A 25,079-nucleotide genomic window follows, 5' to 3' on the forward strand; every position below is an offset into this window, starting at 1 on the left:
CGCCCATCCGGTCCGAAGACAGGATTAACTGCGTAATTGATATACGGGTTTGCCTTGAAAGCTGAGACAGCCAAGGTCAATACCCTATCCATGGTGGAACATTTCCGTAAATCATGACTCTCGACAAGATACCTCGTGTCGAAACCGCATTGTCGGGCCCTTCGCTGGCGGCGGCGATCAACGCCGCGCTGCAATGGTGGCACGATGCGGGCGTCGATTGCGACTTTGCCGACGAACCGCAGGACTGGCTTGCCGCAAGCAATCCAAAACCCGTCAAACCATTGACGAAATCGGCGGCAAAAGCCCCCGAAGCCGTGACGAAAACGATCGGCGGCGGCCGCTCGGCATGGCCCGCGACGCTGGCCGAATTCGTGCCCTGGTGGCTGTCGGAAGCAAGCTTGGCGCCCGCCGGCGCCGTGCGCATGGCCCCTGTCGGCCCCGAGACGCCACCCTTGATGGTGATCGTGCCGATGCCCGAAGAATCGGACCGGGAAACTTTGCTTGCCGGTCCGATAGGCAATCTTCTTGACGGATTTCTGGCCGCAGCCGGATTGTCGCGGGCTGAAATCTATCTCGCCTCGGCCCTTCCGGCGCGAGTCGCGGCTCCCGATTGGGCGGATCTCGCCAAACAGGGTCTTGGCGACCTCATTGCCCATCATGTCGGGCTGATCCGTCCCGAACGCCTCATTCTGTTCGGCCAAAGCGGCATTTCAACGCTTCTGGGCAACGATTCACCGAATACCTGCTGGCATTTACGTCCAATTTACCAAGGTGATGCAGGCATTCCGGTACTATCGGCTTACGATCTGGAAACGATGGTGGCACGGCCGGCGCTCAAGGCGAAGCTGTGGTCTCGCTGGCTGGACTGGACAGGGGCAAACGCAACGTGATTTCCAAGCGGCTTTTCCGCGTTTCGACACTCGCCACCGCTGGGGTGATGGCTGCTGCCGTCGCCGTCCCGGCGCACGCGAACTCGGCTGCTGCCGAATATTTCCGCAGCCGTGCGGACCGCACCGCCGTTCCGACGCTGCTCTCGCAGGATGATCGCGACTATTACCGGCAGGTCTTTGCAGCGCTCGCGCGGCAGGACTGGACCGGCACGCGCCAGTTGCTCGACCAGCGCCCCGACGGCCCGCTGCACGACGTGGCCCGCGCCCAGTTCTATCTGGCATCCGGTTCGCCCCGGGTCGAACTGCAGCCGCTGACCGATCTTCTTACCAAGTCGCCTGACTTGCCCTGGTCCGAAGCCCTTGCGCGACTTGCGCTCAAGCGCGGAGCGACGAGCCTTCCCGCAACGCTGCCCAACGCGCAACAGCTGTTCCTGCAACCAACGCTCGCGCGACGCGCCAAGCCGCGCAAGACTGCCGACGGCACGATGCCCGACACGGTTGCCGCTGCCATCGACGCACGGATCAAGGCCGACGATCCGGTCGGGGCCCGCGCGCTTCTCGACGGCATCGACGCAACTTTGTCGAGCGATGCACGCGCCGAATGGCGACAGAAGGTCGGCTGGGCCTTCTATATCAACAACGACGACGCGACGGCGCGCCAGGTCGCCAAGTCGGCGTTCGACGGCGGCAGCGGTCCGTGGGTCGCCGAGGCGATGTGGACGTCCGGGCTCGCAGCCTGGCGCCTTGCCGACTATTCCGCAGCGGCGGACGATTTTGCCCGCGCCGCCGGAATGACCGAGAATCCGGAACTGTCCTCGGCCGGGAATTACTGGGCCTCGCGTGCATGGACACGCGCGGGCGACCCGCAAAAGGTCACGCCGGCGCTGCGTGCGGCGGCGGCGCGGCGCAATACGCTTTACGGCATGCTTGCCGCCGAAGCGTTGGGCCTGCGCGAGGAAGCGGCCCGCACTCCGCCCGACTTCAGCTCGGAAGACTGGCAGAAGCTGCGCACTCTTCCCAATGTCCGCCTTGCGGTGCAGCTTGCCGAAGTCGGCTCGGACGGCCTTGCCGACCAGGTCCTGCGCTATCAGGCGCGGATCGGCGATCCCTCGCTTTACGCGCCGTTGTCACGCCTTGCGCGCGATCTCGGCCTTCCCGCGACGCAGCTGTGGATGGCCAGCAACGCCCCCGCAGGTGCCCATGCGGACGAAGCGGCCCGCTTCCCCGCTCCCAAATGGGTTCCGGCCAATGGCTGGAAAGTCGATCCGGCCCTGCTTTTCGCCCATACCCTGCAGGAATCGAATTTCCGGACCGAAGTGACGAGTCCTGCCGGTGCGCGCGGGCTGATGCAGGTCCTGCCCGGCACCGCCCGCGATCTAGCACGTGTCGATCCGGCCATGCAGGGACGCGACAAGCAACTCGAACTGCCCGACGTCAATCTCGCCTTCGGTCAGTCCTATCTGACAAAGCTGCGCGACAAGCCTGCGACGCAAGGGCTGCTGCCCAAGGTCATCGCCGCCTACAACGCAGGTCCCTTGCCGATCGACCGCTGGAACGTGCTGATCCACGACAAGGGCGATCCGCTGCTGTGGATGGAATCGATCCCTTATTGGGAAACGCGCGGATACGTCGCGGCGGTCATGCGCAATTACTGGATGTACGAACGACAGGCGGGCGGTCCGTCGGAAAGCCGCCTGGGTCTGGTTCAGGGAATGTGGCCCAAGTTCCCCGGGCTTGCCGGCGCCAGCAGCGTCAGGCTCGCCACGCGTGATAATTGAGCCCGAACACACGTCGAAGTCGGTTGCCGTTGCCCTTCTGACCGTCGCCGACGGCGCCATGGGTGATGGCGGCGCAGCGCCGGTTCTTGCCGAGCGGATTCGCGGTCACGGCCATGCGCTCGTGACCAAGGCCAGCGAAAAGCCCGATCTTCACCGGGTTGGCGCGCGCCTCAACAACTGGATCGACGATCGCACCATCGACGCCGTAATCGTCGCAGGCGGAACCGGGATCGGACCGCAAGGCGTAACCCCCGAAGCGGTGGACCGTGTCGCCACGCGCACTCTTCCCGGTTTCGGGGAACTCGTCCGGCGCCTGTGCCATCCCGCTCTTGGATCGGCGATGGCGCTCGACGGCTCCGCCGCCGTCTTGGCGCGCGGAACCGCGATTTTCACGTTGCCCGACAATGCCGAAGCCGCCGCCATCGTCTGGGACCAGATCCTTGCCGACGTTCTGCCCCACTTTGCGCGCGGCTGATCTCATAGTCGTAAAACTGCCTTGAAGGTGGGTTAGGCAACGGAAAATCGTTCCCCCCGCGAGGCACAGCCGCATGACGACCCTGCTCGAAGAAAACACCGCCATCCTTCAGGATCTCGCCGCCGACGGTTTCGACCTCACACGCCCTGCGGCGGTCGAATTCACCCACGTCTTTTCCGACGAGGCCAATGCCGAGGCCTTTCTTCAGGCGATCGAGGCCGAAGACTTCGAAGCCGACATTCTCGAGCCCGAAGACGAAGGCGAACCTTGGGACGTGGCCATCACGCTCGAAATCGTTCCGACTGCCGAGACCATCACCGAACTGGAACAACGGTTCACCACGCTCGCTCGCCAGCACAGCGGCGAACCGAGCGGCTGGGGACTTTACGAAGAGGAATAAGCCCCTTCCCTCCCGGCATGTTTGACAGGGTGACAATGTTCGCATTATGTTCCATTTATGCGAACCACCAAGGGCAGAGGCGCGGTCACCAATCAGGCAAGCGGTCGCTTTGCCCTGCCCTTGCGCACGACGGACGGGGACTGGCTCGATCAGGTCGAGGATCTGGACGGGCCAACGCCCCGCCTGCGCACGACGGTCACCGAACTCGCCGCGCACACCATCCTGACGCGCAATGCCTCTCCCGACATCCCTTTCGACCGCTCGATCAATGCCTATGGCGGGTGTGAGCATCCCCGTAACAGTTGTGTAGCCCGAACCAGACGTTGATGTGGAATACGACTTATTTATAAGTGGGATATGGCCTTTTCATCACCTGAGCAGCAGCGAGCGATCCTATCTCTCAGCTTCGAACAAGCTGCGGATGGATTTATCTACTACCCAAACGCTTGGTCGTATGGGATTCCTGTCTCTTCTGAAGAACGAGAGGATTATCTTAAAGCACCAATGATTGGTGCACGTCGGAAATGGCGTAAATCAATCGAGGGCAGGCCAACCCTTCCTAGACGTCCTTACTGGCCTACTTTGCTTAAAATCCTGGCGGTTATGCCTATCAGTATGGCGATATTCGGAATGGCATTTGGAGCGATAGGAATCCTGTCGGGCTTCACTGCCATTAACAGCCTACTTGGAGCAGCTTATGTTATTGGCGGCTGCTCACTAGCGGCCTTTGGATTTTCCATTCCTATTGCTCGCGTTCTCCGTCGCTCCTCCAACCCCTAGCCGCCTGATGTAGACAATCGTATGGCTTGACCATTTGTTCTCTTTATGTTCTGACGACGCAATGCTTAGGGAACGTGGACGAGGCGCAACGCACAATCAGACCAGCAGCCGTTTTGGGTTGTCAGAGCGGGAAGCAGACGGCGACTGGCTTGACGATCAAGAAGCCGTAGATGGCGAAATCCCTAGGCTCCGCACAACTGTTACCATTCAACATCCGCGCACAATCATCACGCGGAACAGTTCGCCAGACATCGGATTTACCCAATCCGTTAATTCTTATTCTGGCTGTGAGCACGGCTGCGTCTATTGTTATGCGCGGCCCACGCATGCCTGGCATGACCTGTCGCCGGGACTTGATTTCGAAACCCGGCTGTTTGCCAAACCGGATGCCGCCCGCCTCCTGAGAAAGGAACTCGCGGCCCGGAACTATCGGCCCCAGCCCATTGCGCTGGGCACCAATACCGACCCCTATCAGCCGATCGAGCGGCGCTATCGCCTGACCCGGCAGATTCTGGAACTCTGTCTCGAAACCCGCCATCCGGTGACGATCACGACGAAGTCGGCGCGGGTCTGCGACGATCTCGACCTCCTTGCCGAACTCGCACGCGAAAATCTGGTCGCAGTCGCCATCTCGGTCACATCGCTCGATGCCCGCTTGTCATCACGGCTCGAACCGCGCGCCTCGACACCCGGAAAGAGGCTTGAAGCGATCGGACGACTGGCTCAGGCGGGGATCTTCGTCGGGGTCAATGTCTCGCCGATCATTCCGGCGATCACCGACATGTTCCTGGAGGAGATCGTGGAGCAAGCCGGTGCGATGGGCGCCCGCACGGCAAGCTGGATCGTCATCCGCCTGCCCCATGAAGTCGCCCCACTGTTCCGCGAATGGCTGCAAGCCCACTTCCCCGACCGCGCGGACAAAGTGATGGGGATCATCCGGGCCATGCGCGACGGGAAGGACAACGATCCGGCCTTCTTTTCACGCATGAAAGCGCGCGGCGTCTGGGCCGACCTCATCCGCACCCGCATGCGACTTGCTCGCCGTCGCGCCGGAATAGCGCAGGAAAAGCCGCTGCTGGATATCAGCCGCTTTCGCCCTCCCGGCCCAGAAGGACAATTGGCATTGTTCTGACGACGAGAGATGCGCCTTATTCCGTATAGGCCTGACGTAAGGCGGCGATGTCGGCATCGGTCAGGTGAAGAGCGTCGTGCAGATACCCCTCGACACTCCCCCACTTTACCCTGATCTCGTCAAAGGCAGTGTCAAGAAAGGCTTTGCCGTCCTTGCCCATCAAAGGCTGCGGCACGTTGGCATTGGGCATTTGCTGGTAATGGGCGAAAAGCTGTGCCGCAGCATTTCCGGGGAACTGGGCGGGATCGATCCTGGGCATTTCGAATTGAGGATGCCGGGCCTGCGTCGACAGGTGATAGTCCTCGACGATCACCGGATAAGACGTGCCCAGAGCCGAGAGGATGACCGCGGTGACAAAACCCGTGCGATCCTGCCCTGCCGAGCAATTGTAGGCGAGCGGCCCTTCCTTGCGCAAAAGGCGAGCGAAAACCTGACGCAACTGCGGCTGCATCAGCGTCGGCAGGCCGCGATAGACTCCTTCCATCCCGCCCGGCACCATGACATCGCGCATCGAATAGCCGACCGCAGTATAGGGCACGCCGTCGATCCGCGTCGGGGCAAGCTGGCGCTCTTCGTCCGAGCGCAAGTCGACCATATTGGTCAGATGCAATTGCCCGACTTCCGCAAGGTCGCCCGGCGTCAGCATCGGGGTCGCCCCCGACCGGAAAATCAGGCCCCAGCGCACATGTCGCCCACCGGCAGCGGGATAGCCGCCGATATCGCGAAAATTCGATCCAGCCTCCAACGGCAGGATCCGTTCGCCGACACGCGTGATTTCGCCCGTCCGGGCGTTGCGCAAGAGAACATAACGGCGGACCGAGGATGCAAGTGCCACGCTGGCCTTGCCGTCCGCCACGCGATGCGCAACCACCACGGCGGCGTAAGGCGCCGCATCGGCCCGTTCGGCCACCAGCACGTCGACCGGATCGGACGACGTCCAATGGAGAGCGACCGTTGCCGCATCCGTACGGGCGAGTTCGACATGGTCGGGTGGCGCGGCAAACGCGGGGACACCTGCCGTCGCCCACGCGATCGCGGAAACGAAACCCAGACGAAACAGCATCCCGACGCGCATGAACGACTCCTCTTCGAGTTCGCCCCGCCATCGCCGGTCACTGTTTCACCTCCGCGTCAGTGCGCTCCCGCTTCGGCGCGCCAGCGATGATCGCGAAAGCGTTCGCGCAAGTCCTTCTTGCTGATCTTGCCGGTGCCGGTGTGCGGCAAGGCATCGATGAAGACCACTTCGTCCGGCACCCACCAGCGGGCCACTTGCCCGGCAAGGTATCCGCGCAAGTCCGCCTCCTCCAACACCGCGCCCGGCTTGCGCACCACCACCAGCAAGGGACGCTCGTCCCAGCGCGGGTGATGCACGCCGATGGCTGCTGCTTCGGCCACGGCCGGATGACCGACCGCCGCGTTTTCGAGTTCCACCGAACTGATCCACTCTCCGCCGGACTTGATGACGTCCTTGGTCCGGTCGGTCAGTTGCAGCGTGCCGTCGGGATGGATCACTGCAACATCGCCCGTATCGAACCAGCCCTCGGCATCGACTGCATCGCGCTCGGCCTTGAAATAGCGTTTCACCACCCATGGTCCGCGCACTTGCAAGGCCCCGGCCGTCACCCCGTCGCGGGGAAGCACTTTGCCGGGATCGCCCAGATCGACGCAGCGCAATTCGACGCCGAACGGCGGGCGCCCCTGCATCGCCTTGATCCGAACCTGCTCGTCAAAGGACAAGTCGTCCCAGTCGGCGGTTTCGGCGCCCGTGGTTCCGATCGGAGAGGTTTCGGTCATGCCCCAGGCATGGGCAACACGACGTCCCGCTTTCATGAACGTCTCGACCATGGCGCGCGGCATCGCCGAGCCGCCGCAGACGACTTGCATCAGGCTGGGCGGGATCGGCTTTCCCGTCGCCTCCAGATGCTGAAGCATGCCCAGCCAGACGGTCGGAACCCCGGCAGCGGCGGTCACCTTTTCCCGCTCGAACAGCTCGCACAGGACCGCCGGATCGTTGACCGCCGAATAGACGAATTTCGCCCCCGCCGCCGCCCCGGCCCATGGCGTTCCCCAACTTGCGGCATGGAACATCGGCACGATCGGCATCATCACCGTGCGGCTGTCGAGCCCGAAGACCGGCGCCGTCATGCACGTCATCGCATGGAGCATGGTCGAACGGTGTTCATAGAGGACGCCCTTGGGATTGCCGGTCGTGCCGCTGGTATAACACAACATGCATGGGTCACGCTCGTCGCCATCGACCCATTGGACTTGGCCGTCCTCGCCCGCGATCCAGCTTTCGAACGAAGGCACCTGTCCCGCATCCCCGCAACAGTCCTCACCATCGAAACAGATATAGTGCTCGATCGTCGGCCAGCGCGGCTTCATCCGCTCGACCACGCCCGCCCAGACCTTGTCGAAAATCAGCACGCGGTCTTCGGCATGATTGACGATGAAATCGAGCTGGTCGTCGAACAGCCGCGGATTGATCGTGTGCAGGATCGCGCCTGCGCCGATCGCGCCGTACCAGGCAACAAGATGACGATGGTGGTTCATCGCGAGCGTCGCCACGCGATCGTTGCGGGCTATGCCCAACCGTTGCAAAGCCTGCACCATGCGCAAGGCATCGTGGCGAACCCCACCCCAGGTCGTGCGGCTCTCGCTGCCGTCGGCCCAGCGCGAGACGATCTCGCGATGCCCGTATTCGCGCCCGGCATGATCGATCAGAGCGGTTACCCGCAGCTTCCAGTCCTGCATCCCGCCCAGCATCGCCATCTCTCCATGTCGTCGTGTTTTTATTCGACGAGCCGGAGATGCCTTTCCGGACGCGCCGTCAGAGCAACATTGGCAAGACCTTCGATCGGAATCAACCGTTCGATTAATTCACTGTCCAGGCAGAAATCGCTTCCCAGAAACGCCCAGGGTTCGCGCGGCCCGCCGGTGCGCAGGTGAACGCGCACTTCGCCTTTCGCATCGGGCGCACGCGGCAAGAGCATGGCCAATTCCTGCACCGCGTCGATTTCGCTGACTTCGCATTGGAGCATCATGCGCGAGGCGCTGGTGACCGAGGCCAGCGGACGAGCCCCGCGCACGGTGACGCGCGGCGGTTCATCGGCATTGGGGCGATCGAGTTCGACATTCAGGAGGACGCAGGTCCCTTCGCGCGCCCATTGCACGAACGGCTCGACCATTGCCTCTTCGAAACAGCAGGCGGAAAAAAGCCCGCTCTTGTCCGAAAAGTCGGCCATGACGAAGTCCTTGCCGCGCTTGGTCTTGCGCTTCTGCACCCCTTCGACGAGCGCGGCCATGACCGCTCCGGTGCGGCCCGTCGCCGTGCCCCCCCCCATCATCAGGCTGGCATAAGTGCGCGCACCATTGGCACTTGAAATCGCGCGATATTCCTCGACCGGATGGGCCGCGAAATAGAAACCGAAATTCTCGCGTTCGGCCGCCATCTGCTCGGCGCGGCTCCAAGGCTTGGTCTCGACCAGACGGGTCGCCTGTTCCACATGGTCGTCACCACCGAACAGGCCGCCCTGCCCCGATGTCCGCGCGCGGCTCGCTTCATCGGCAACCGCCATCAGCAGTTCGGCATTGGCAATCAGCTTGGCTCGATTGGGCTCAAGGCAATCGAGCGCGCCGCCCGCGGCCAGCGCTTCTAGCTGGCGCCGGTTCATCGCCCCGGCCGGTAGACGGCGGAACAATTCGTCGAGCGTCTGGAACGGACCATTGGCCTCGCGCTCGGCGACGATCGCTTCCATCGCCTTTTCGCCGACATTGCGCAGCCCGGCGAGGGCATAGCGCACGGCGTAGGATTCCTCGGTGCGTTCGACCGTGAATTCGGCGACCGAGCGGTTGATGTCCGGCCCAGCCAGGGCAAAGCCGTTGCGCCGCATGTCGTCGACAAAGATGTTGAGCTTTTCCGACTGATGCATGTCGAAGCACATCGCGGCGGCATAGAATTCATGCGGATAATGCGTCTTGAGCCATGCCGTCTGATAGGCGAGCAAGGCATAGGCCGCCGCGTGGCTCTTGTTGAAGCCATAACCGGCAAACTTGTCGATCAAGTCGAACAGTTCGTTCGCCTTGCCCGCGTCGATCTGCGAGACTTCCTTGCACCCCGCGACGAAGCGGGCGCGCTGCTGGTCCATTTCCGCCTGGATCTTCTTGCCCATCGCGCGGCGCAGCAAGTCGGCGTCGCCGAGCGAATATCCGGCCAGGATCTGCGCGGCCTGCATGACCTGTTCCTGATAGACGAAAATCCCGTAGGTTTCCGAAAGGATGCCCGCCAGCTTGTCGTGAGGGTATTCGATCTCTTCCAAGCCGTTCTTGCGTCGACCGAACAGGGGGATGTTGTCCATCGGCCCCGGACGGTACAGCGACACGAGCGCGATGATGTCGCCGAAATTGGTCGGCTTCACCGCGGCCAGCGTGCGCCGCATGCCTTCCGATTCCAGCTGGAACACGCCGACCGTGTCGCCCGATTGCAGCAGGCGATAGACTTGCGCATCATCCCACCCAAGGGTCGAAAGATCGATCTGGATCCCCCGCTTGCCGAGCAGGTCGACGGCCTTGCGCAAGACGGACAGCGTCTTGAGCCCGAGGAAGTCGAACTTGACCAGCCCCGCGTCCTCGACATGCTTCATGTCGAACTGCGTCACCGGCATGTCCGAACGCGGATCGCGATAGAGCGGCACGAGCTGTGCCAGCGGACGGTCGCCGATAACCACGCCCGCCGCGTGGGTCGAGCTGTTGCGCGGCAAACCTTCGAGCTGCATCGCCAGATCGATCAGGCGGCGCACTTCCGGGTCGCGATCGTATTCGCGCTTGAGCTCGGCAACGCCGTTCAGCGCACGGGGAAGCGGCCAGGGATCGGTCGGATGGTTGGGCACCATCTTGCACAGACGGTCGACCTGCCCATAGCTCATCTGCAGGATGCGCCCGGTATCGCGCAGAACCGCTCGCGCTTTCAGCTTACCGAAGGTGATGATCTGCGCGACGTGATCCTCGCCATATTTGCGCTGCACATAGCGGATCACTTCCCCGCGCCGGGTTTCGCAGAAGTCGATGTCGAAGTCGGGCATCGACACGCGTTCGGGATTGAGAAAACGTTCGAACAGCAGGCCGAGCCGGATCGGATCGAGGTCGGTGATGGTCAGCGCCCAGGCGACCAGCGAGCCCGCGCCCGAACCACGGCCCGGCCCTACCGGAATCGAATGTTCCTTTGCCCATTTGATGAAGTCGGCAACGATCAGGAAGTAGCCGCCAAAGCCCATGCGGTTGATGATGCCGATCTCGAATTCGAGACGATGGCGATAATTGCACACTTCGCCAAAAATTCCGGCTGCACTCAGTGCAGGGAACTCGGCTTCGACCGGCTCACCCTCGGGCCCCATGGTCAGAAGAGCCGACAATTCCTCGTGGGTATCGGCGGGGTAATAAGGCATCAACCGCGCGACAAGGCCGGTGCGGCTGTCCGCCGCGCACATGCGGGCCTCGCCTTCCTTGTCCCCGGCAAGGCTGGGCAGGATCGGCTTGCGCTTGGGCGGCATCGCCGCGCAACGCTGGGCCACCACCAACGTGTTGGCGAGCGCCTCGGGAATGTCCTTGAACAATTCCTCCATGACCGGCGCGGGCTTGATCCACCATTCGACCGACGAGCGCGGGCGATCGGCGCTGTCGACATGGGTCGAACTCGCAATGCACAACATGGCATCATGCGCGGGGTAAAAGGCGCGTTCGGCAAAACAGGCAGGGTTGGTCGCAACGAGCGGCCAGTCCCGCGCATAGGCAAGGTCGATCAGCGCGTCTTCCGCGCGTTCCTCGACCGGATCACCGCGCCGGGCCAGTTCGATATAGAACCTGTCTGGGAACAAGCCCGCAATCTCGTCAGCATAAGCCTCTGCAGCATCCTGCTGCCCTTCGGCCAGAAGACGCGTGATCGCACCTTCGCCCCCGGCGGAAAGGCAAAGCAAACCATCGGTATGCCCGGCGAGATCCTCTACCCGGACGTGAGGCGCGAATTCCAGCGGACGATCGAGATGCGCGCGGCTGACCAGATGGCAGATATTGTCGTAGCCGGTCGAATCCTGCGCATAGAGCGCCAGCCAGTCGATCGTCGGCGCCTGTGGCCCGAAGGTCGTCGTCGCGCCACCGCGTTCAGGTCGGGCAACCGCCAGCATGGTCCCGATGACGGGCTGCACACCGACGTCCTTGCACGCCTTGGCAAAGGCGACCGAGCCGTAAAGTCCGTTACGATCGGTGATCGCAATGGCGGGAAATCCGCGTTCCGCCGCCGTCTTGGCAATGACCTTGGGATCCACCGCGCCGTCGAGCATGGTGTAGGACGAAAAGACACGAAGCGAAACGAACGGCGCGTGAGGCATGGCAAGACCTTATGCCAAAGCCCCCCGAGTTGGGAGCCGGGGCAGACGGGTTATCTTCAACTCTTCCAGGATCAGCCGAGCAGTTTCTCGATGTCCCGAGCGATCGCTTCGGGTTTGGCGCGCGAGCCGTAGCGGCGCACGACGCGACCCGAACGGTCGATCAGGAACTTGGTGAAATTCCACTTGATCGACCGGGTGCCGAAAATGCCCGGTGCCCGGGCTTTCAGCCACTGGAAAAGCGGCGTCGCATTCGGGCCGTTCACGTCGATCTTGGCAAACAGCGGGAAGCTGAGCCCGAAATTGACTTTGCAGAACGTCGCGATCTCGTCAGCCGTGCCCGGTTCCTGCCCGCCGAACTGGTTGCAGGGAAAGGCCAGCACTTCGAACCCTTGCGCGCCATAGCGCCGCCAGAGCGCCTCCAGCCCTTCGTATTGCGGGGTGAAGCCGCACTGGGACGCGGTGTTGACGACCAGCAGGACCTTGCCGCGCTTGTCGGCAAGCGAAACATCCTCGCCATTAGGCAGTTTCGCGGTGAAATCGGCAATCGTGCGTGGATCGGCCACGGCTTATTTCTCCCGGCGAAGCTTAGGCCAACAGGCCTTCATGCAGACGGAGCACGCGATCCATGCGAAAGGCAAGGCGTTCGTTGTGCGTCGCGACCAGCGCGGCACTGCCTTCGCCGCGAACGAGCCGCAGGAATTCTTCGAGCACACGATCGGCCGTGCCTTCGTCAAGATTGCCGGTCGGTTCGTCCGCCAGCACCAGCGCCGGACGATTGGCGAGCGCGCGCGCCACTGCCACGCGCTGTTGTTCGCCGCCGGAAAGCTGGCTCGGCCGGTGATCGAGCCGATGCCCGAGCCCCAGTGCCGTCAGCAGCTCTTGCGCACGATCGTTCGCAGGCCCTTTCGCCTGTCCCGCGATCAACTGGGGCAACACGACATTTTCCGTCGCGTTGAAATCGGGAAGCAGGTGGTGGAACTGATAGACGAAGCCGAGATGATCGCGCCGCAAGGTCGTGCGAGCGTCGGACGACAGGGCCGAAGCCTCGGTCCCGGCAATCTCGATCTTTCCTTCAAAACCGCCTTCGAGCAGGCCGATCGCCTGAAGCATGGTCGACTTGCCCGAACCCGAAGGGCCAAGCAAAGCAACGATCTCGCCGGGATTGATCTCCAGATTGATGCCGCGCAGCACCTCGATGGCGACGCCGCCCTGATGGAAGGTCCGCTTGAGATTGACCAGTTTGACGACCGGCCCCTGATGATCATTCATAGCGCAACACCTGCACGGGATCGGTACTTGCAGCCTTCAACGCCGGATAGAGCGTCGCGAGGAAGCTGAGCAGCAGCGACATGCCGCAAATGCCGCCGATTTCGACCGGATCGACCCGGCTCGGCAATTCGGTCAGGAACCGGATCGAAGGATCCCACAGGTTCTGCCCGGTCATCCATTGAACCGCATCGACGACGTTCTGGCGGAAATGCAGGAACACCAGCCCGAGACCAAGGCCAATCACGGTCCCGACGGCGCCGATGACGAAGCCGATCGTCACGAAAATGCGGACCATGCTGCCGCGCGTTGCCCCCATCGTTCGCAGGATCGCAATGTCCCGCGTCTTGGCCCGCACCAGCATGATGAGCGAAGAGAGAATGTTGAACACCGCGACCAGCACGATGATCGACAGGACAACGAACATCGTCACCCGTTCGACCGCCAGTGCCTGAAACAGGCTGGCATTCAAGGTCTTCCAGTCGGTCACGACCGCGCGCCCGTTCAACGCCTGCTTGATCGGCGCCAGAGTTTGCCCGACGGTATCGGGATCCTTGGTCATGACCTCGATCATGCCGATGGTGTCACCGGTCAGCAAAAGGGTCTGCGCGTCGGGGATCGGCATGACGACGAAGGCATTATCGTAGTCATAGACGCCGACTTCGAAAATCGCCGCGACGCGATAGCCGATCTCGCGCGGCACGGTGCCGAATGGCGTCGTGCGCCCCGCCGGATTGATGACCGTGATCGTGTCGCCGACCTGCACGCCCAGATTTTCGGCAAGGCGCGAGCCGATTGCAACTTCGCTTGCGCCCGGTTGGATGTCCTTGAACGATCCGGCGACTTTCTTTTCGGCCATGCGGGCGATGTCCGCCTGCGTATTGCCGCGCGCGATGATCGCTTCCACACGGCCGTTGAACGTCGCCAGGAGGGGCTGTTCGATCAGCGGCGTCGCGCGGGTAATGCCGGGCGTCTTCTCGAGCTGGCGGACAAGGCCCTGCCAATCGTCGAGGCGCCCACCGTAAGCCTGAATGACCGCATGGCCATTGAGCCCGACGATCTTGTCCATGAGATCGGCGCGAAAGCCGTTCATGACGCTCATGACGATAACCAGCGCCGCAACGCCGAGCATGACCGCGACCAGACTGATCCCGGCCACAAGTGCGATGAAGGCTTCACCTCGGCCGGGCAAGATATAACGCCGGGCGATGGTCCGTTCGAAGGAAGACAGGAACAAGCGGGAGGCCACTTTCGCGGTTGCGACTAGAGAAGCCCGATCTAGGCGCTCACCCGCAAGGTGGCAATGCTCTTGCGCACGCCCCGCCGCATCTCCGCGCTATCAGGCCGCCGAAACGAGCCGGGATCGCCCGTCGCGCTTCGCCTGGTACAAGGCTTCGTCCGCCGCTGCGAGAGAAGCGTCGCAATCGGGACCGACGGCCGCAACGCCGCTGCTGAGCGTGATCGAGACTGGGCCCGCGGCAGTATCGACGGGTGATGCCGCAAGCCGGTCGAGCAAGCGCTGGCACACCTGGCATGCCTGCTCGATCGTCGTGTCCTGAATGATGATCGCGAATTCTTCCCCGCCGATGCGGGCGATGAAATCGCGCGAGCGCAACGTGGAGCGGGCGAGATCCGCGAAATGGCACAGGACCGCGTCTCCCACCGCATGTCCGTACCTGTCGTTGACCTGCTTGAAGTGGTCGATATCGACCATGGCCAGACAGGCCCGCTCGGTACCGGTGGCCCGCTCGCGCAAAGTCTCGAAAAACAGGCGACGATTGGCAAGGCCCGTCAACGGATCGGTAAAGGCCGCGCGCCGCAATTCGTCGATGAGGTCGTCGGCCCGCTCGGACATCGCCCGATAATGGGCTTCCGAGAGGCTCAGTTGCGCGAGTTCGCGACGCCGCCGTGCCTGCTCGGTCACGATCGGTAACGTGCCGAGCGAAACCATCCCGCCATAAAGAAGCCCGGCATGGACGCGGTCCGCCATGTCGCCGAGCCCGGTCGAGAGCGGACCGATCCCGCGGATCGTGAACGCCGTGGCGACCGCAACGACGATGATCGGCATGGTGAGTGCAACCAGAGCATCCGCCCAGACCGCACAGAACAGGGCAAAAGTAAGCGGCGCAGCAAGCGTCCAGCGATTGAATTGCGAGAAAACCCCGATGCACAACAGCAGCATCGTTGCCACCATCAACACCGACAGCAGATGACGGTGCTCCCCGAACGGCGCCTGCCCATCCGCAAGGCGCATCATCAGAACTGCCGCGAAGGGAAGCACCACGATCATTCCCACCGCATGGCCGATCCACCAGTTCACGAACGACGGGGCGAAAGGCAGTCCGACAAGCCCCCATGCGACGCCCGCAGCGCACAGCGCACTGATCACCGGAATGAACAGCATCGTGCCGAGCAGCATCGCCGAAACGATTTCCATGGTTGCTCTGGGCCAATAACGGTCGACCAGTCGGCGAAGCAGGGTCGCCCCTGCTACGGCCTCTGCCAGATTGATCGCCATCAGCGGCAGTGCGACAGCCCACCCCAGTCCGAGAAACCCGGTCCCCGCAATGTTGCAGGCTCCGCAAAGCGCAAGCAACGCCGGCCATCGCGAACGATCCACCGCAACGAGAGCACCCGCCAGAACACCGCTCGAAACCCAGATCATCGCGACGCTGCCGTCGAGCCGCATATACCCGCAAGCCAGAACGACCCCGGCCAGATAGACCAGGGACACAGTCAGAATCATTATCGGGCTACGCAGAATCCGCATGCCTCCCATTGACCCCATAGTGGTGAATTTCGATTTAAAATGCCCGAAAGGGCAATGTCCGTTTCGAACCGCATGGCGCGCGCCCTTGCAGGGACCACCGCGATGTGACGGCAATGTTTCAGCTGCCCCTTGCGTTCCGGATCAAACGGCGCCACATGGCGCGCAAAACGCAAGGCACCCGTGTGCGGGCGCTTTTCGGCCAACCAGCAAGGGCTAAATCCCTTGCGCCTGCGGACTGACGCGAGACCAATGAACCTGACCAATCCTTTCCGCGATGCGGACGGTGACAAGCTCCGCGAGGAGTGTGGCATTTTCGGTGTGCTGGGGTCCCGCGACGCCGCCGCCATGACCGCACTCGGCCTCCACGCCCTGCAACACCGCGGCCAGGAAGCCGTCGGCATTACCAGTTTTGATGGCCAGGAATTCTATTCCCGGCGCGGGCTTGGCCATGTCGCCCAGAATTTCTCGACCGGCGAGGCGATCTCGGAACTGCCCGGCCGTATGGCTGCTGGCCACGTCCGCTATTCGACGACCGGCGGGTCGGGCCTGCGCAATGTGCAGCCGCTCTTCGCCGATCTTGCCGCCGGTGGCTTTGCCATCGCCCATAACGGCAACATTTCCAACGCGATGACGTTGCGTCGCGATCTCGTGAACAAGGGCGCGATCTTCCAGTCCACCTCGGACACCGAGGTCATCATCCACCTCGTCGCGACGAGCCGCTACCCCACCCTGCTCGATCGCTTCGTCGATGCCCTGCGACTGGTCGAAGGCGCCTATTCGCTGATCTGCATGACGCCCGAAGGTATGATTGCCTGCCGCGATCCGCTGGGCATCCGCCCGCTGGTCATGGGCAAACTGGGCGATGCAGTGATCTTCTCGAGCGAAACGGTCGCTCTCGACGTCGTCGGGGCAGAACTGGTCCGCGAAGTGGACCCCGGCGAACTCATCCAGGTCGCTCCCGACGGCACGATTTCAACTCATCGCCCGTTCGGCAGCCCGTCCTCGCGGATGTGCATTTTCGAACACGTCTATTTCAGCCGCCCGGATTCCCTCATCGGCGGCCTTTCGGTCTATGAAGTGCGCAAGGCAATCGGCGAGCAGCTCGCGCTCGAATCGAGCGTTGACGCAGACCTCGTCATTCCCGTTCCCGACAGCGGCGTTCCCGCAGCTCTCGGATTCGCGCGCCAGTCGGGCATCCCCTTCGAACTGGGGATCATCCGCTCGCACTACGTCGGCCGGACCTTCATTCAGCCTTCGGACGGCAAGCGTAACGCCGACGTCAAGCGCAAGCACAATGCCAACCGCGCGCTCGTTGCGGGCAAGCGCATTGTGCTGATCGACGATTCGATCGTGCGCGGCACCACCAGCCTCAAGATCGTGCAGATGATGCGCGAAGCGGGCGCCAGCGAAGTGCATTTCCGCGTTGCCAGCCCGCCGACCGAGCATTCCTGCTTCTATGGCGTCGATACGCCTGAACGGTCCAAGCTGCTCGCCGCGCGCATGGATGTCGAGGAAATGGCCCGCTTTATCCAGGCCGACAGCCTTGCCTTCGTGTCGATCGACGGTCTCTATCGTGCGGTCGGCGAATCCCAGCGTAATCGCAGCTGCCCGCAGTATTGCGACGCCTGCTTCACCGGCGAATACCCGACCCGGCTCACCGATCTGGGTGAAAAGGAAGCCGCCGAGCGCGGTATCGAAACGGTCGCCTGATGACCATGGGCGCAAGTCCGCTGTCCGGACAGGTCGCACTCGTCACCGGCGCAAGCCGGGGCATCGGTGCGGCTACCGCCAAGGCTCTTGCTGCGGCAGGCGCCCATGTCATTCTGGTCGCGCGCACGGCGCGCGACCTCGAAGCCGTCGAACAGTCGATTTTCGACGCAGGCGGCAGCGCGACAATCGCGCCTGCCGATCTGGCCGAGCCCGATTCCATCGCCCGCCTTGCGACCGCCCTAGCCGAACGCTGGGAAGCACTCGACATCCTGGTCATCAATGCGGCGGTCCTGCCGGTCCTCACCCCGGTCTGGCAGATCGAACCGCGCGATCTCAATCGCGCGCTCGTGCTCAATGTCGCGGCAACGCAGGCCTTGATCGCGGCCTTTCACCCCCTGCTCAAAAAGAGCAAGGGTGCCCGCGTGATCGGCGTCACCAGCAGCGTCGGCGCCAATCCGCGCGCCTATTGGGGGGCCTATGGCGCAACCAAGGCGGCATTCGACAACCTGCTCGATTCCTATGCGCAAGAAGTGCGCGGCATTTCCGCGATCCGCGTCGCCATTCTCGATCCCGGCGCCACGCGCACCGGCATGCGGGCAAAAGCCTATCCGGGTGAGGACCCGGAAAGCGTGAAGGCACCCGAAGTCGTGGCGGACCGGATCACGGCACTTGCAAGCGAAGACTTCGCCAGCCCCCACCGCGAACGGGTCGAAAGACCGGCCTGACCCAAGCGTCACGCGACAAATGCCGAATTAACCTAATCAGCAAAGAACGGGTTAATTTTCCAAGCGGTATTCCTCTCAGGATGAGGCGAATTCCGTCGGGTAACGGCAGGCGTTTGCGGACTCGAGGCAGAGCCAATGAGCACCACCTGGAACGATTCCCGGTTCGGCCCGGGCAGTTACGAACATTCCTCGCAAGAGGATCGCAGTGCGCCCCGCGTGCGGGTCCATATCACCGCGTCCTTGCGTCCTTCCGGCGCGCGCGGCTTTTCGACAACCGTCCGCGATCTGTCGCTTGGTGGCTTTACCGCCTCGTCCCCCGGACGGCTGCAACCGCAAAACCGGTGCTGGATCACATTCCCCGGTTTTGAGGCGATGCAGGCCGAAGTGATCTGGTGGGAAGCGGGAATCGTCGGCGCGGCCTTTGACACCATGCTTCACCCCGCGATTTTCGAAGAGATCGTCAATCGCCATTCGAACCTGGGGCTGAGCCTCGATCCCGATCAGCCCTCTTGAGCTTTGAAACCGGCATGGGCGGCAAGCGCGCGTGCCCGTGCATGGGGATGGTCGATCAACGGCGCCGGATAGCCCCGAGGACGAATGCGCGGATCGTGGATGTCCGCATCCGCTACATCGGACAACTCGGGCACCCAGCGGCGGATATAGCCTGCCGCATCGAACTTGGGTGACTGGGTCAGCGGCGCCATGATCCGGACGAACATGTTGGAATCGACGCCCGTCCCGGCCGTCCACTGCCAGTTGACCGCATTGATCGCGTGATCGGCATCCACCAGCGTGTCCCAGAACCACCGCTCGCCTTCCCGCCAGTCAATCAGCAGGTGCTTTACGAGGAAGCTGGCCGCGATCATGCGGACCCGGTTGTGCATCCATCCGGTCGCCCACAGTTCGCGCATTCCCGCGTCGACGATCGGATAGCCGGTCATCCCCGTCTGCCAGGCACGCAAGTCGTCCGCATCCTCGCGCCAGGGAAACCGTTCGAACGCCTCGCGCGCGCTGCGTCCGGCATAGTCGGGCATCTGCAACAGCACATTGGCGGCATAATCCCGCCAACCCACTTCGCCGAGGAAAGTGGAAACCGATCCCCCCGCATCGGCGACAGAGTGCCATACGGTCGCAGCCGAAATCTCGCCGAAATGCAAATGGGGGGAAAGCCGTGAAGTCCCCTCCACCGAGGGAAAATTGCGCCACTCGCCATAACGCGACGCTTTGCCGATGAACATGTCGAGCCGTTCGTGCGCACCGACCTCACCCGGCGTCCATCTCGTCCTGAAACCGGCGGCCCAGTCCGGCCTTGTCGGCACAAGGGTCCAGTCATCAAGGCGGTCACCGTCGGGCCATGATGCCGGTGCATCGATCCTGCCCGGCGCTGGCACCGGTCGATGCGTCGGCATCCGTTCCGACAAGGCTCGCCAGAACGGGGTGTATATCTTGTAGGGCAGACCCGATCCGGTCAGCACGGTTCCCGGGGGTGCGAGATATTGACCCTCGTGAAGGACAAGATCGAGCGTCTTGGCGACTGCTCGTTCGGCATTGCGCCACCAGGGTTCGACATGAGCAAGCGCATGGACGCGCCGGGCACCAACTTCGCGCGCCAGTTCGGCCAATTCCCGATGCGCAGGTCCCCTCCGAAGGATCAGACGCGAACCGCGTTGTCGCAACCCCTCGTCGAGGCTTTTCAGGCTGTGGTGAAGCCACCAGCGCGACGCGCCGCCCATCCGGCGATGTCGCGGGGTTTCGTCGTCGAGAACATAGACCGGGACAACCGGTCCCTCGGCTGCGGCAGCAAGGAATGCGGCCTGATCGGCCAGACGAAGATCCTGGCGCAGCCAGACAAGAACGGGGGCGGTCATCGCCCCCTTCTGCTCTCCCCCGGCAATCCCGCGACCTGCCCTTTGGGGCAGATCGCGGACTACAGAGAGAGGAAGGTTATCAGCCCTCGACCGTCCAGGTCTGGCCCTTGGCCAGCAAGGCGGCGAGATCGGGGGTGCGCCCCGCACGCGCCTTGGCGTCCTGCGACAGCAGCGCGCTTTCGTAGGTCGGACGCGGATCGTCATAGATCACGCCGAGCGCCATCGGATAAGCACCGAACGGCATTTCGACGAGCATGTGCGCAATTGCACGGTTGGTCTGGTCGTGGACCAGAACGCCCGCCGCCTGCCAGTCGCCATCGACGACATCGACGACCTTGAGACGCAGCGCCGCCACATCGAGCGCGATACCCTTGGTGCCCTTGGCATAGAGCATCGGTTCGCCGTGCTTCACCCAGAGCTGGGTTGCATCGGCCACCGGCTTGGCGGTGAAATCGTCGAAACGATCCTTGTTGTAGACGATGCAGTTCTGGAAGATCTCGACGAACGCAGCGCCCTGATGGGCATGCGCGGCCTTGAGAACGGTCGTCAGATCCTTGGACACGTCATAGGCGCGCGCGATGAAGCGCCCGCCCGAGCCCAGCGCGAATGCGCAAGGCGAGGCCGGGTGATCGACCGAGCCGAGCGGCGTCGTCGGCGACGGCGTGCCTTCGCGACTGGTGGGCGAATACTGCCCCTTGGTCAGGCCGTAGATCTCGTTGTTGAACAACAGGATCTGCGTGTTCACGTTGCGACGGATCACGTGCATCGTGTGGTTGCCGCCGATCGACATGCCGTCACCGTCACCGGTCACGAGCCAGACGTCGAGCTCCGGATTGGCAAGCTTGATCCCGGTGGCAAACGCCGGAGCGCGCCCATGGATCGTGTGGAAGCCATAGCTTTCGACATAGTAGGGGAAACGGCTGGAGCAGCCGATCCCTGACACGAACACGGTCTTGGACGGGTCGGCGCCGATTTCGGGCAGCGTGCGCTGCACCGCCTTCAGGATCGCATAGTCGCCGCAGCCCGGGCACCAGCGAACTTCCTGATCGGTTTCCCAATCCTTGATAGTGGTCTTGATCGCGGTCATCTCGTTCATGGAAATGGTTCCCTCAGGCCAGCGCTGCTTCGATCGCGGCTTCGATCTCGGCAATGGTGAAAGGCTGGCCGCTGGTCTTGGTCAGCGGGCGGGCATCGATCAGATACTGGTCGCGCAGAACGGTCTTGAACTGGCCGGAGTTCATTTCGGGGACCAGCACGCGTTCGTATCCGCGCAGAAGGTCGCCGAGATTTTCCGGCAAGGGCCAGACATGACGGACGTGAACATGGCTGACGTCGAGCCCCTTGCGGCGCGCACGACGAACGGCCTGATGGATCGGGCCGAACGTGCTGCCCCAACCGACCAGAACCAGCTTGCCGCTCGCATCACCCAGAGTGACTTCCTGCGCCGGAATGCTCTTGGCGATACCATCGACCTTCGCCTTGCGGGCGTCGCTCATGATCTGGTGGCTGGCGGGCGAATAGTCGATCGCACCGGTCAGCGGGTTCTTCTCGATCCCGCCGATGCGGTGCATCAAGCCCGGCGTGCCGGCCTTGATCCAGGGGCGAGCGCCCTTTTCGTCGCGAGCAAAGGGATGAAGCTCCCCATCGGGACCGTTGGGTTCTTCAAGGAACGTGACCGGGAACGGCTCATAAGCCTTGGGATCGGGCACCTTCCACGGTTCGGAGGCATTGGCGATGTAGCCGTCGGTCAGCAGAATGACCGGGGTCATGTACTGCGTCGCGATACGGCAAGCCTCGATCGCGCAGTCGAACGCGTCGGACGGGCTGCGCGCGGCGATCACCGGGATCGGCGCGTCGCCGTTGCGGCCATAGACAGCCTGATAGAGGTCCGACTGTTCGGTCTTGGTCGGAAGACCGGTCGAGGGACCGCCACGCTGCGAGTTGACGATCACCAGCGGCAATTCGGTCATGACCGCAAGGCCCATGGCCTCGGTCTTGAGTGCGATGCCCGGCCCCGACGACGAGGTAACGCCGAGCTGTCCTGCATAGGACGCGCCGATCGCCGATGCGATCGCGGCGATTTCGTCCTCGGCCTGGAACGTCGTCACTCCGAATTCCTTGAGCTTGGCAAGGTTGTGGAGGATCGACGAGGCGGGCGTAATCGGATAGCCGCCGAAGAACATCGGCAGGTTGGCAAGCTGGGCCCCGGCAACGAGACCGTAGCTGATCGATTCAGCGCCGGTGACCGTGCGGTAGAGACCCGGTTCGCTTTCGACCGGACCGATGTGGACCTGACGCAGCGGGCCCGACAGTTCGGCGGTTTCGCCATAGGCGTGACCGGCATTGAGCGCAGCGATGTTGGCGTCGGCCAGAACCTTGTTCTTGGCGAACTTGCCATTGAGCCAGTCGATCAGCGGCTGACGATCGCGGTCGAACATCCACAGCGCAAGGCCGAGCGTCCACATGTTCTTGCAGCGCAGCGCTTCCTTGTTGCCAAGGCCGAAGGGCTTCACCGCATCGAGCGTGCGTGCCGAAATGTCGAACGAGAGCAGCTGCCACTTTTCAAGGCTGCCGTCCTCGAGCGGGTTGCTCTCGTACTTGGCCTTTTCCAGGTTGCGCTTCGAGAACTCCCCGCTGTCGGCAATGATGAGCCCGCCCGGCTTGAGCAGGGGCAGGTTCACCTTGAGCGCAGCAGGGTTCATCGCGATCAGCACGTCGGGACGATCCCCGGCGGTATCGATCTCGGTCGAGCCGAAATTGATCTGGAACGCCGAAACGCCGAACAGCGTCCCTTGCGGCGCGCGGATTTCTGCCGGGAAGTCGGGGAACGTCGAAAGATCGTTACCCGAAAGCGCGGTCGAAAGGGTAAATTGCCCGCCGGTAAGCTGCATCCCGTCGCCGGAGTCACCGGCAAAACGGACTACCACTGCCTCGGGAGCCGCGAGCCCCGCGCTGTCCTTTCCGCCGGTCAGCGCATCGGGCCCGTCCATCATTGCTGTCGCCATCGTATTCCTCGCTCGCGGGGGCCGGTTTGTCGCCGTTGGCCCTGCCCCATCACAAATCCGGTCACAAATCTGTATAACCTTGCCGGCGCGCCTACCGCCCGTTCGCGTCAAGCGCAAAAAAGAAATTCTCTTCGCGCATGATTCCAAACCCGCACAGTGACGATTTTTGCCCGATCACCGGCTACAGCCTCTCAAACGCCCTTGTTTCCCTATCCATGATCGCGCCCAAGGCACCTAGTCAAGTTTCAAAACCGCACTTACCCATGCCATGAAGTCCCACAATCGGCCTCTGCGCCCGATGCGCGACTCCGGCCCGCACCAGTGGGCCGCCCCAATGGTTGAGAGGATCAATGCAGATCATGGCAGAACTCGAAACGGTCAACACCCCGCCCGCCGACACCCCGTTCATCCGCCCCGATGTCCGGGCTTTCCTCGATTTCCTCAACACCATGGGCAGCACGCCGATGAGCGCGCTGACGCCCGAATTGGCGCGCCAGACGTATCTTGCGATGACGAGCGTTGGCGAACGCGAACCGCTGCCCCTGCCCGTCATCCGCGATCTTGCCGCGCCCGGCCCTGCCTGCGCGATCCCTTTGCGCCTCTATGACGCGCGCGCGGAACGGGAACCGGGGCCGGTCATCCTGTTCTTCCACGGCGGAGGTTTCGTCATCGGCGACCTTGCCACACACCATGCGTTCTGTACCGAACTTGCAAGCGCGCTCGACCTTCCGGTGGTGGCGGTCGATTATCGCCTCGCCCCCGAGCACCCGTTCCCTGCCGCCCCGGACGATTGCGAGGCCGCTGCACGCTGGGTCGCGCAAAATCCGCCGGAACTGGGGCGCATCGCGACCGGCCTCATCCTGACCGGCGACTCGGCAGGGGGAAATCTTGCCATCGTGACCGCACGAGCACTGGTCGAACAGCCCGCCGCCGTGCCGGTCATTCTGCAGGCGCCGATCTATCCGGTCACCGACGACCGCATCGATCACCCCTCGTTTCGCGAATTTGCCGACGGCTTCATGCTGACGGCCGACACCATGTCATGGTTTTCCAATGCTTATCAGCCACAAGCCGGGCATCCGCGTGCCTATCCTGTGTACAATGACCATGCGCAAACCCCGCCGACCGTGCTAGTGACCGCCGGACTCGACCCTATCCGCGACAGCGGGCGGGTCTACGGGGCGGAACTGGTCCGCGCCGGAGCCAGCCTGACGTTCCTCGAGATGTCGGGGACGATCCATGGCTTTATCCAGTTGCGCAAGGCGATCCCGAGCGCACAGGACGACATTGCGACCATCTTCGCTGCCATCCGGCAGCAACTGGAACGGATATGATGACTGATCAATCTGCGACTGATCAATTTGCCGGGCTTCCTTATCGCCCCTGCGTGGGCGTGATGCTTGTCAATGCGCATGGCCGGGTCTTTGTGGGCCAGAGAATCGACAGCCGCGAACGTGCCCTGCGCGGCGAGGCCTCGACCGGCGAAGGCGACGCCTGGCAAATGCCGCAAGGCGGGATCGACGATGGCGAGGAACTGCGCCCGGCGGCCTTGCGCGAACTCTATGAGGAAACCGGCATAACCGCTGAGCTGGTGCAGGTCCTTGCCGAATCGCGCGAGGAATATTTCTACGACCTGCCACCCGAACTCATCGGCAAGCTGTGGAAGGGGCGCTATCGCGGTCAGCGCCAGAAGTGGCTGCTGATCCGCTTCAACGGCGAAGACAGCCAGGTCGATCTCAACGTCCATAACCCGGCCGAATTTGCCGAATGGAAATGGGTCGACCCCGAACTGCTTCCCGAACTGATCGTGCCGTTCAAGCGCCGCGTCTATCGCCAGGTGCTCGAAGAATTCCGCACTCTGATCTGATTTGCTCCCGGTTGCGGGCCCGTTTCAGGC

Annotated in this window: 22 protein-coding genes; 12 read left to right on the forward strand and 10 right to left on the reverse strand. The window is 63.0% G+C overall.

From position 1 onward, the window contains the following. Nucleotides 1-113: 113 nt before the first annotated feature. The 7 genes from Y88_RS04495 (at nucleotide 114) to Y88_RS04520 (ending at nucleotide 5,455) form a co-directional block, all read left to right on the forward strand. On the forward strand, nucleotides 114-890 hold the full coding sequence (locus tag Y88_RS04495) for a uracil-DNA glycosylase family protein (RefSeq protein WP_008066680.1): 777 nt from the start codon (nucleotides 114-116) through the stop codon (nucleotides 888-890). A gap of 47 nt (nucleotides 891-937) precedes the next feature. Next, nucleotides 938-2,668 carry a lytic transglycosylase domain-containing protein gene (locus Y88_RS04500; protein WP_018075367.1) on the forward strand — a complete coding sequence of 577 codons (1,731 nt, stop codon included), beginning with the start codon at nucleotides 938-940 and terminating at the stop codon, nucleotides 2,666-2,668. Then, nucleotides 2,658-3,143: a MogA/MoaB family molybdenum cofactor biosynthesis protein gene (locus Y88_RS04505; protein WP_008066682.1), complete on the forward strand. Its 486-nt coding sequence runs from the start codon at nucleotides 2,658-2,660 to the stop codon at nucleotides 3,141-3,143. The genes Y88_RS04500 and Y88_RS04505 overlap by 11 nt, the downstream gene beginning before the upstream one ends. 73 nt (nucleotides 3,144-3,216) lie before the next feature. Then, nucleotides 3,217-3,543 (forward strand): ribonuclease E inhibitor RraB, encoded by a 327-nt coding sequence (locus Y88_RS04510; protein WP_008066684.1) that lies wholly within the window; start codon nucleotides 3,217-3,219, stop codon nucleotides 3,541-3,543. A 57-nt stretch (nucleotides 3,544-3,600) separates the two neighbouring features. Then, nucleotides 3,601-3,870, forward strand: a complete 270-nt coding sequence (locus Y88_RS04515) for a radical SAM family protein (protein ID WP_008066686.1) — start codon at nucleotides 3,601-3,603, stop codon at nucleotides 3,868-3,870. A 30-nt stretch (nucleotides 3,871-3,900) separates the two neighbouring features. Further along, nucleotides 3,901-4,323 carry a hypothetical protein gene (locus Y88_RS19500; RefSeq protein ID WP_232280911.1) on the forward strand — a complete coding sequence of 141 codons (423 nt, stop codon included), beginning with the start codon at nucleotides 3,901-3,903 and terminating at the stop codon, nucleotides 4,321-4,323. 61 nt (nucleotides 4,324-4,384) lie between these two features. Beyond that, nucleotides 4,385-5,455 (forward strand): PA0069 family radical SAM protein, encoded by a 1,071-nt coding sequence (locus Y88_RS04520; RefSeq protein ID WP_026166808.1) that lies wholly within the window; start codon nucleotides 4,385-4,387, stop codon nucleotides 5,453-5,455. A 16-nt stretch (nucleotides 5,456-5,471) separates the two neighbouring features. Here the strand turns inward: Y88_RS04520 and Y88_RS04525 are convergent, their stop codons facing one another. The 7 genes from Y88_RS04525 to Y88_RS04555 form a co-directional block, all read right to left on the reverse strand. Beyond that, nucleotides 5,472-6,530, reverse strand: a complete 1,059-nt coding sequence (locus Y88_RS04525; RefSeq protein ID WP_008066689.1) for a tyrosine-protein phosphatase — start codon at nucleotides 6,528-6,530, stop codon at nucleotides 5,472-5,474. A 56-nt stretch (nucleotides 6,531-6,586) separates the two neighbouring features. Beyond that, nucleotides 6,587-8,227, reverse strand: a complete 1,641-nt coding sequence (locus tag Y88_RS04530; protein ID WP_008066690.1) for a long-chain fatty acid--CoA ligase — start codon at nucleotides 8,225-8,227, stop codon at nucleotides 6,587-6,589. Between the two features lie 20 nt (nucleotides 8,228-8,247). Beyond that, entirely contained in the window at nucleotides 8,248-11,838 is a 3,591-nt protein-coding gene (gene dnaE, locus Y88_RS04535; RefSeq protein ID WP_008066691.1) for a DNA polymerase III subunit alpha, read from the reverse strand. A gap of 71 nt (nucleotides 11,839-11,909) precedes the next feature. Beyond that, a complete protein-coding gene (locus Y88_RS04540) occupies nucleotides 11,910-12,401 on the reverse strand; it encodes a glutathione peroxidase (RefSeq protein WP_008066692.1) in 492 nt (163 codons plus the stop codon). Nucleotides 12,402-12,423: 22 nt separating this feature from the next. Further along, entirely contained in the window at nucleotides 12,424-13,107 is a 684-nt protein-coding gene (locus tag Y88_RS04545) for an ABC transporter ATP-binding protein (protein WP_008066694.1), read from the reverse strand. Beyond that, a complete protein-coding gene (locus Y88_RS04550; RefSeq protein ID WP_008066696.1) occupies nucleotides 13,100-14,341 on the reverse strand; it encodes a lipoprotein-releasing ABC transporter permease subunit in 1,242 nt (413 codons plus the stop codon). Before Y88_RS04550 ends, Y88_RS04545 begins: the two co-directional genes overlap by 8 nt. Nucleotides 14,342-14,443: 102 nt before the next feature. Continuing rightward, entirely contained in the window at nucleotides 14,444-15,838 is a 1,395-nt protein-coding gene (locus tag Y88_RS04555; RefSeq protein WP_232280912.1) for a GGDEF domain-containing protein, read from the reverse strand. 285 nt (nucleotides 15,839-16,123) lie between these two features. On the opposite strand from Y88_RS04555, the gene purF reads away from it, so the two are divergent. The 3 genes from purF to Y88_RS04570 all read left to right on the forward strand — a co-directional run bounded on the left by purF (nucleotide 16,124) and on the right by Y88_RS04570 (nucleotide 18,822). Next, nucleotides 16,124-17,584 carry an amidophosphoribosyltransferase gene (purF, locus tag Y88_RS04560; RefSeq protein ID WP_008066698.1) on the forward strand — a complete coding sequence of 487 codons (1,461 nt, stop codon included), beginning with the start codon at nucleotides 16,124-16,126 and terminating at the stop codon, nucleotides 17,582-17,584. After that, on the forward strand, nucleotides 17,584-18,309 hold the full coding sequence (locus Y88_RS04565) for an SDR family NAD(P)-dependent oxidoreductase (protein WP_008066699.1): 726 nt from the start codon (nucleotides 17,584-17,586) through the stop codon (nucleotides 18,307-18,309). Before purF ends, Y88_RS04565 begins: the two co-directional genes overlap by 1 nt. Nucleotides 18,310-18,444: 135 nt before the next feature. Then, complete coding sequence (locus Y88_RS04570) at nucleotides 18,445-18,822, forward strand: PilZ domain-containing protein (protein WP_008066700.1); 378 nt, start codon at nucleotides 18,445-18,447, stop codon at nucleotides 18,820-18,822. Here Y88_RS04570 and Y88_RS04575 read toward each other — a convergent pair. From Y88_RS04575 to Y88_RS04585, 3 genes are all read right to left on the reverse strand, one after another. Further along, entirely contained in the window at nucleotides 18,810-20,177 is a 1,368-nt protein-coding gene (locus Y88_RS04575; protein ID WP_008066701.1) for a cryptochrome/photolyase family protein, read from the reverse strand. The two genes, Y88_RS04570 and Y88_RS04575, sit on opposite strands and share 13 nt — an antisense overlap. Nucleotides 20,178-20,256: 79 nt before the next feature. Then, complete coding sequence (locus tag Y88_RS04580) at nucleotides 20,257-21,273, reverse strand: 2-oxoacid:ferredoxin oxidoreductase subunit beta (RefSeq protein ID WP_008066702.1); 1,017 nt, start codon at nucleotides 21,271-21,273, stop codon at nucleotides 20,257-20,259. Nucleotides 21,274-21,286: 13 nt separating this feature from the next. Continuing rightward, complete coding sequence (locus Y88_RS04585) at nucleotides 21,287-23,182, reverse strand: 2-oxoacid:acceptor oxidoreductase subunit alpha (protein ID WP_008066708.1); 1,896 nt, start codon at nucleotides 23,180-23,182, stop codon at nucleotides 21,287-21,289. A gap of 350 nt (nucleotides 23,183-23,532) precedes the next feature. Between Y88_RS04585 and Y88_RS04590 the strand changes: the two genes are divergently transcribed. Further along, nucleotides 23,533-24,516, forward strand: a complete 984-nt coding sequence (locus Y88_RS04590; RefSeq protein ID WP_008066710.1) for an alpha/beta hydrolase — start codon at nucleotides 23,533-23,535, stop codon at nucleotides 24,514-24,516. Continuing rightward, nucleotides 24,513-25,049: an RNA pyrophosphohydrolase gene (locus Y88_RS04595; protein WP_008066711.1), complete on the forward strand. Its 537-nt coding sequence runs from the start codon at nucleotides 24,513-24,515 to the stop codon at nucleotides 25,047-25,049. Before Y88_RS04590 ends, Y88_RS04595 begins: the two co-directional genes overlap by 4 nt. Nucleotides 25,050-25,079: the final 30 nt, after the last annotated feature.

This window comes from Novosphingobium nitrogenifigens DSM 19370 (assembly GCF_000192575.1).
Lineage (GTDB): Bacteria > Pseudomonadota > Alphaproteobacteria > Sphingomonadales > Sphingomonadaceae > Novosphingobium > Novosphingobium nitrogenifigens.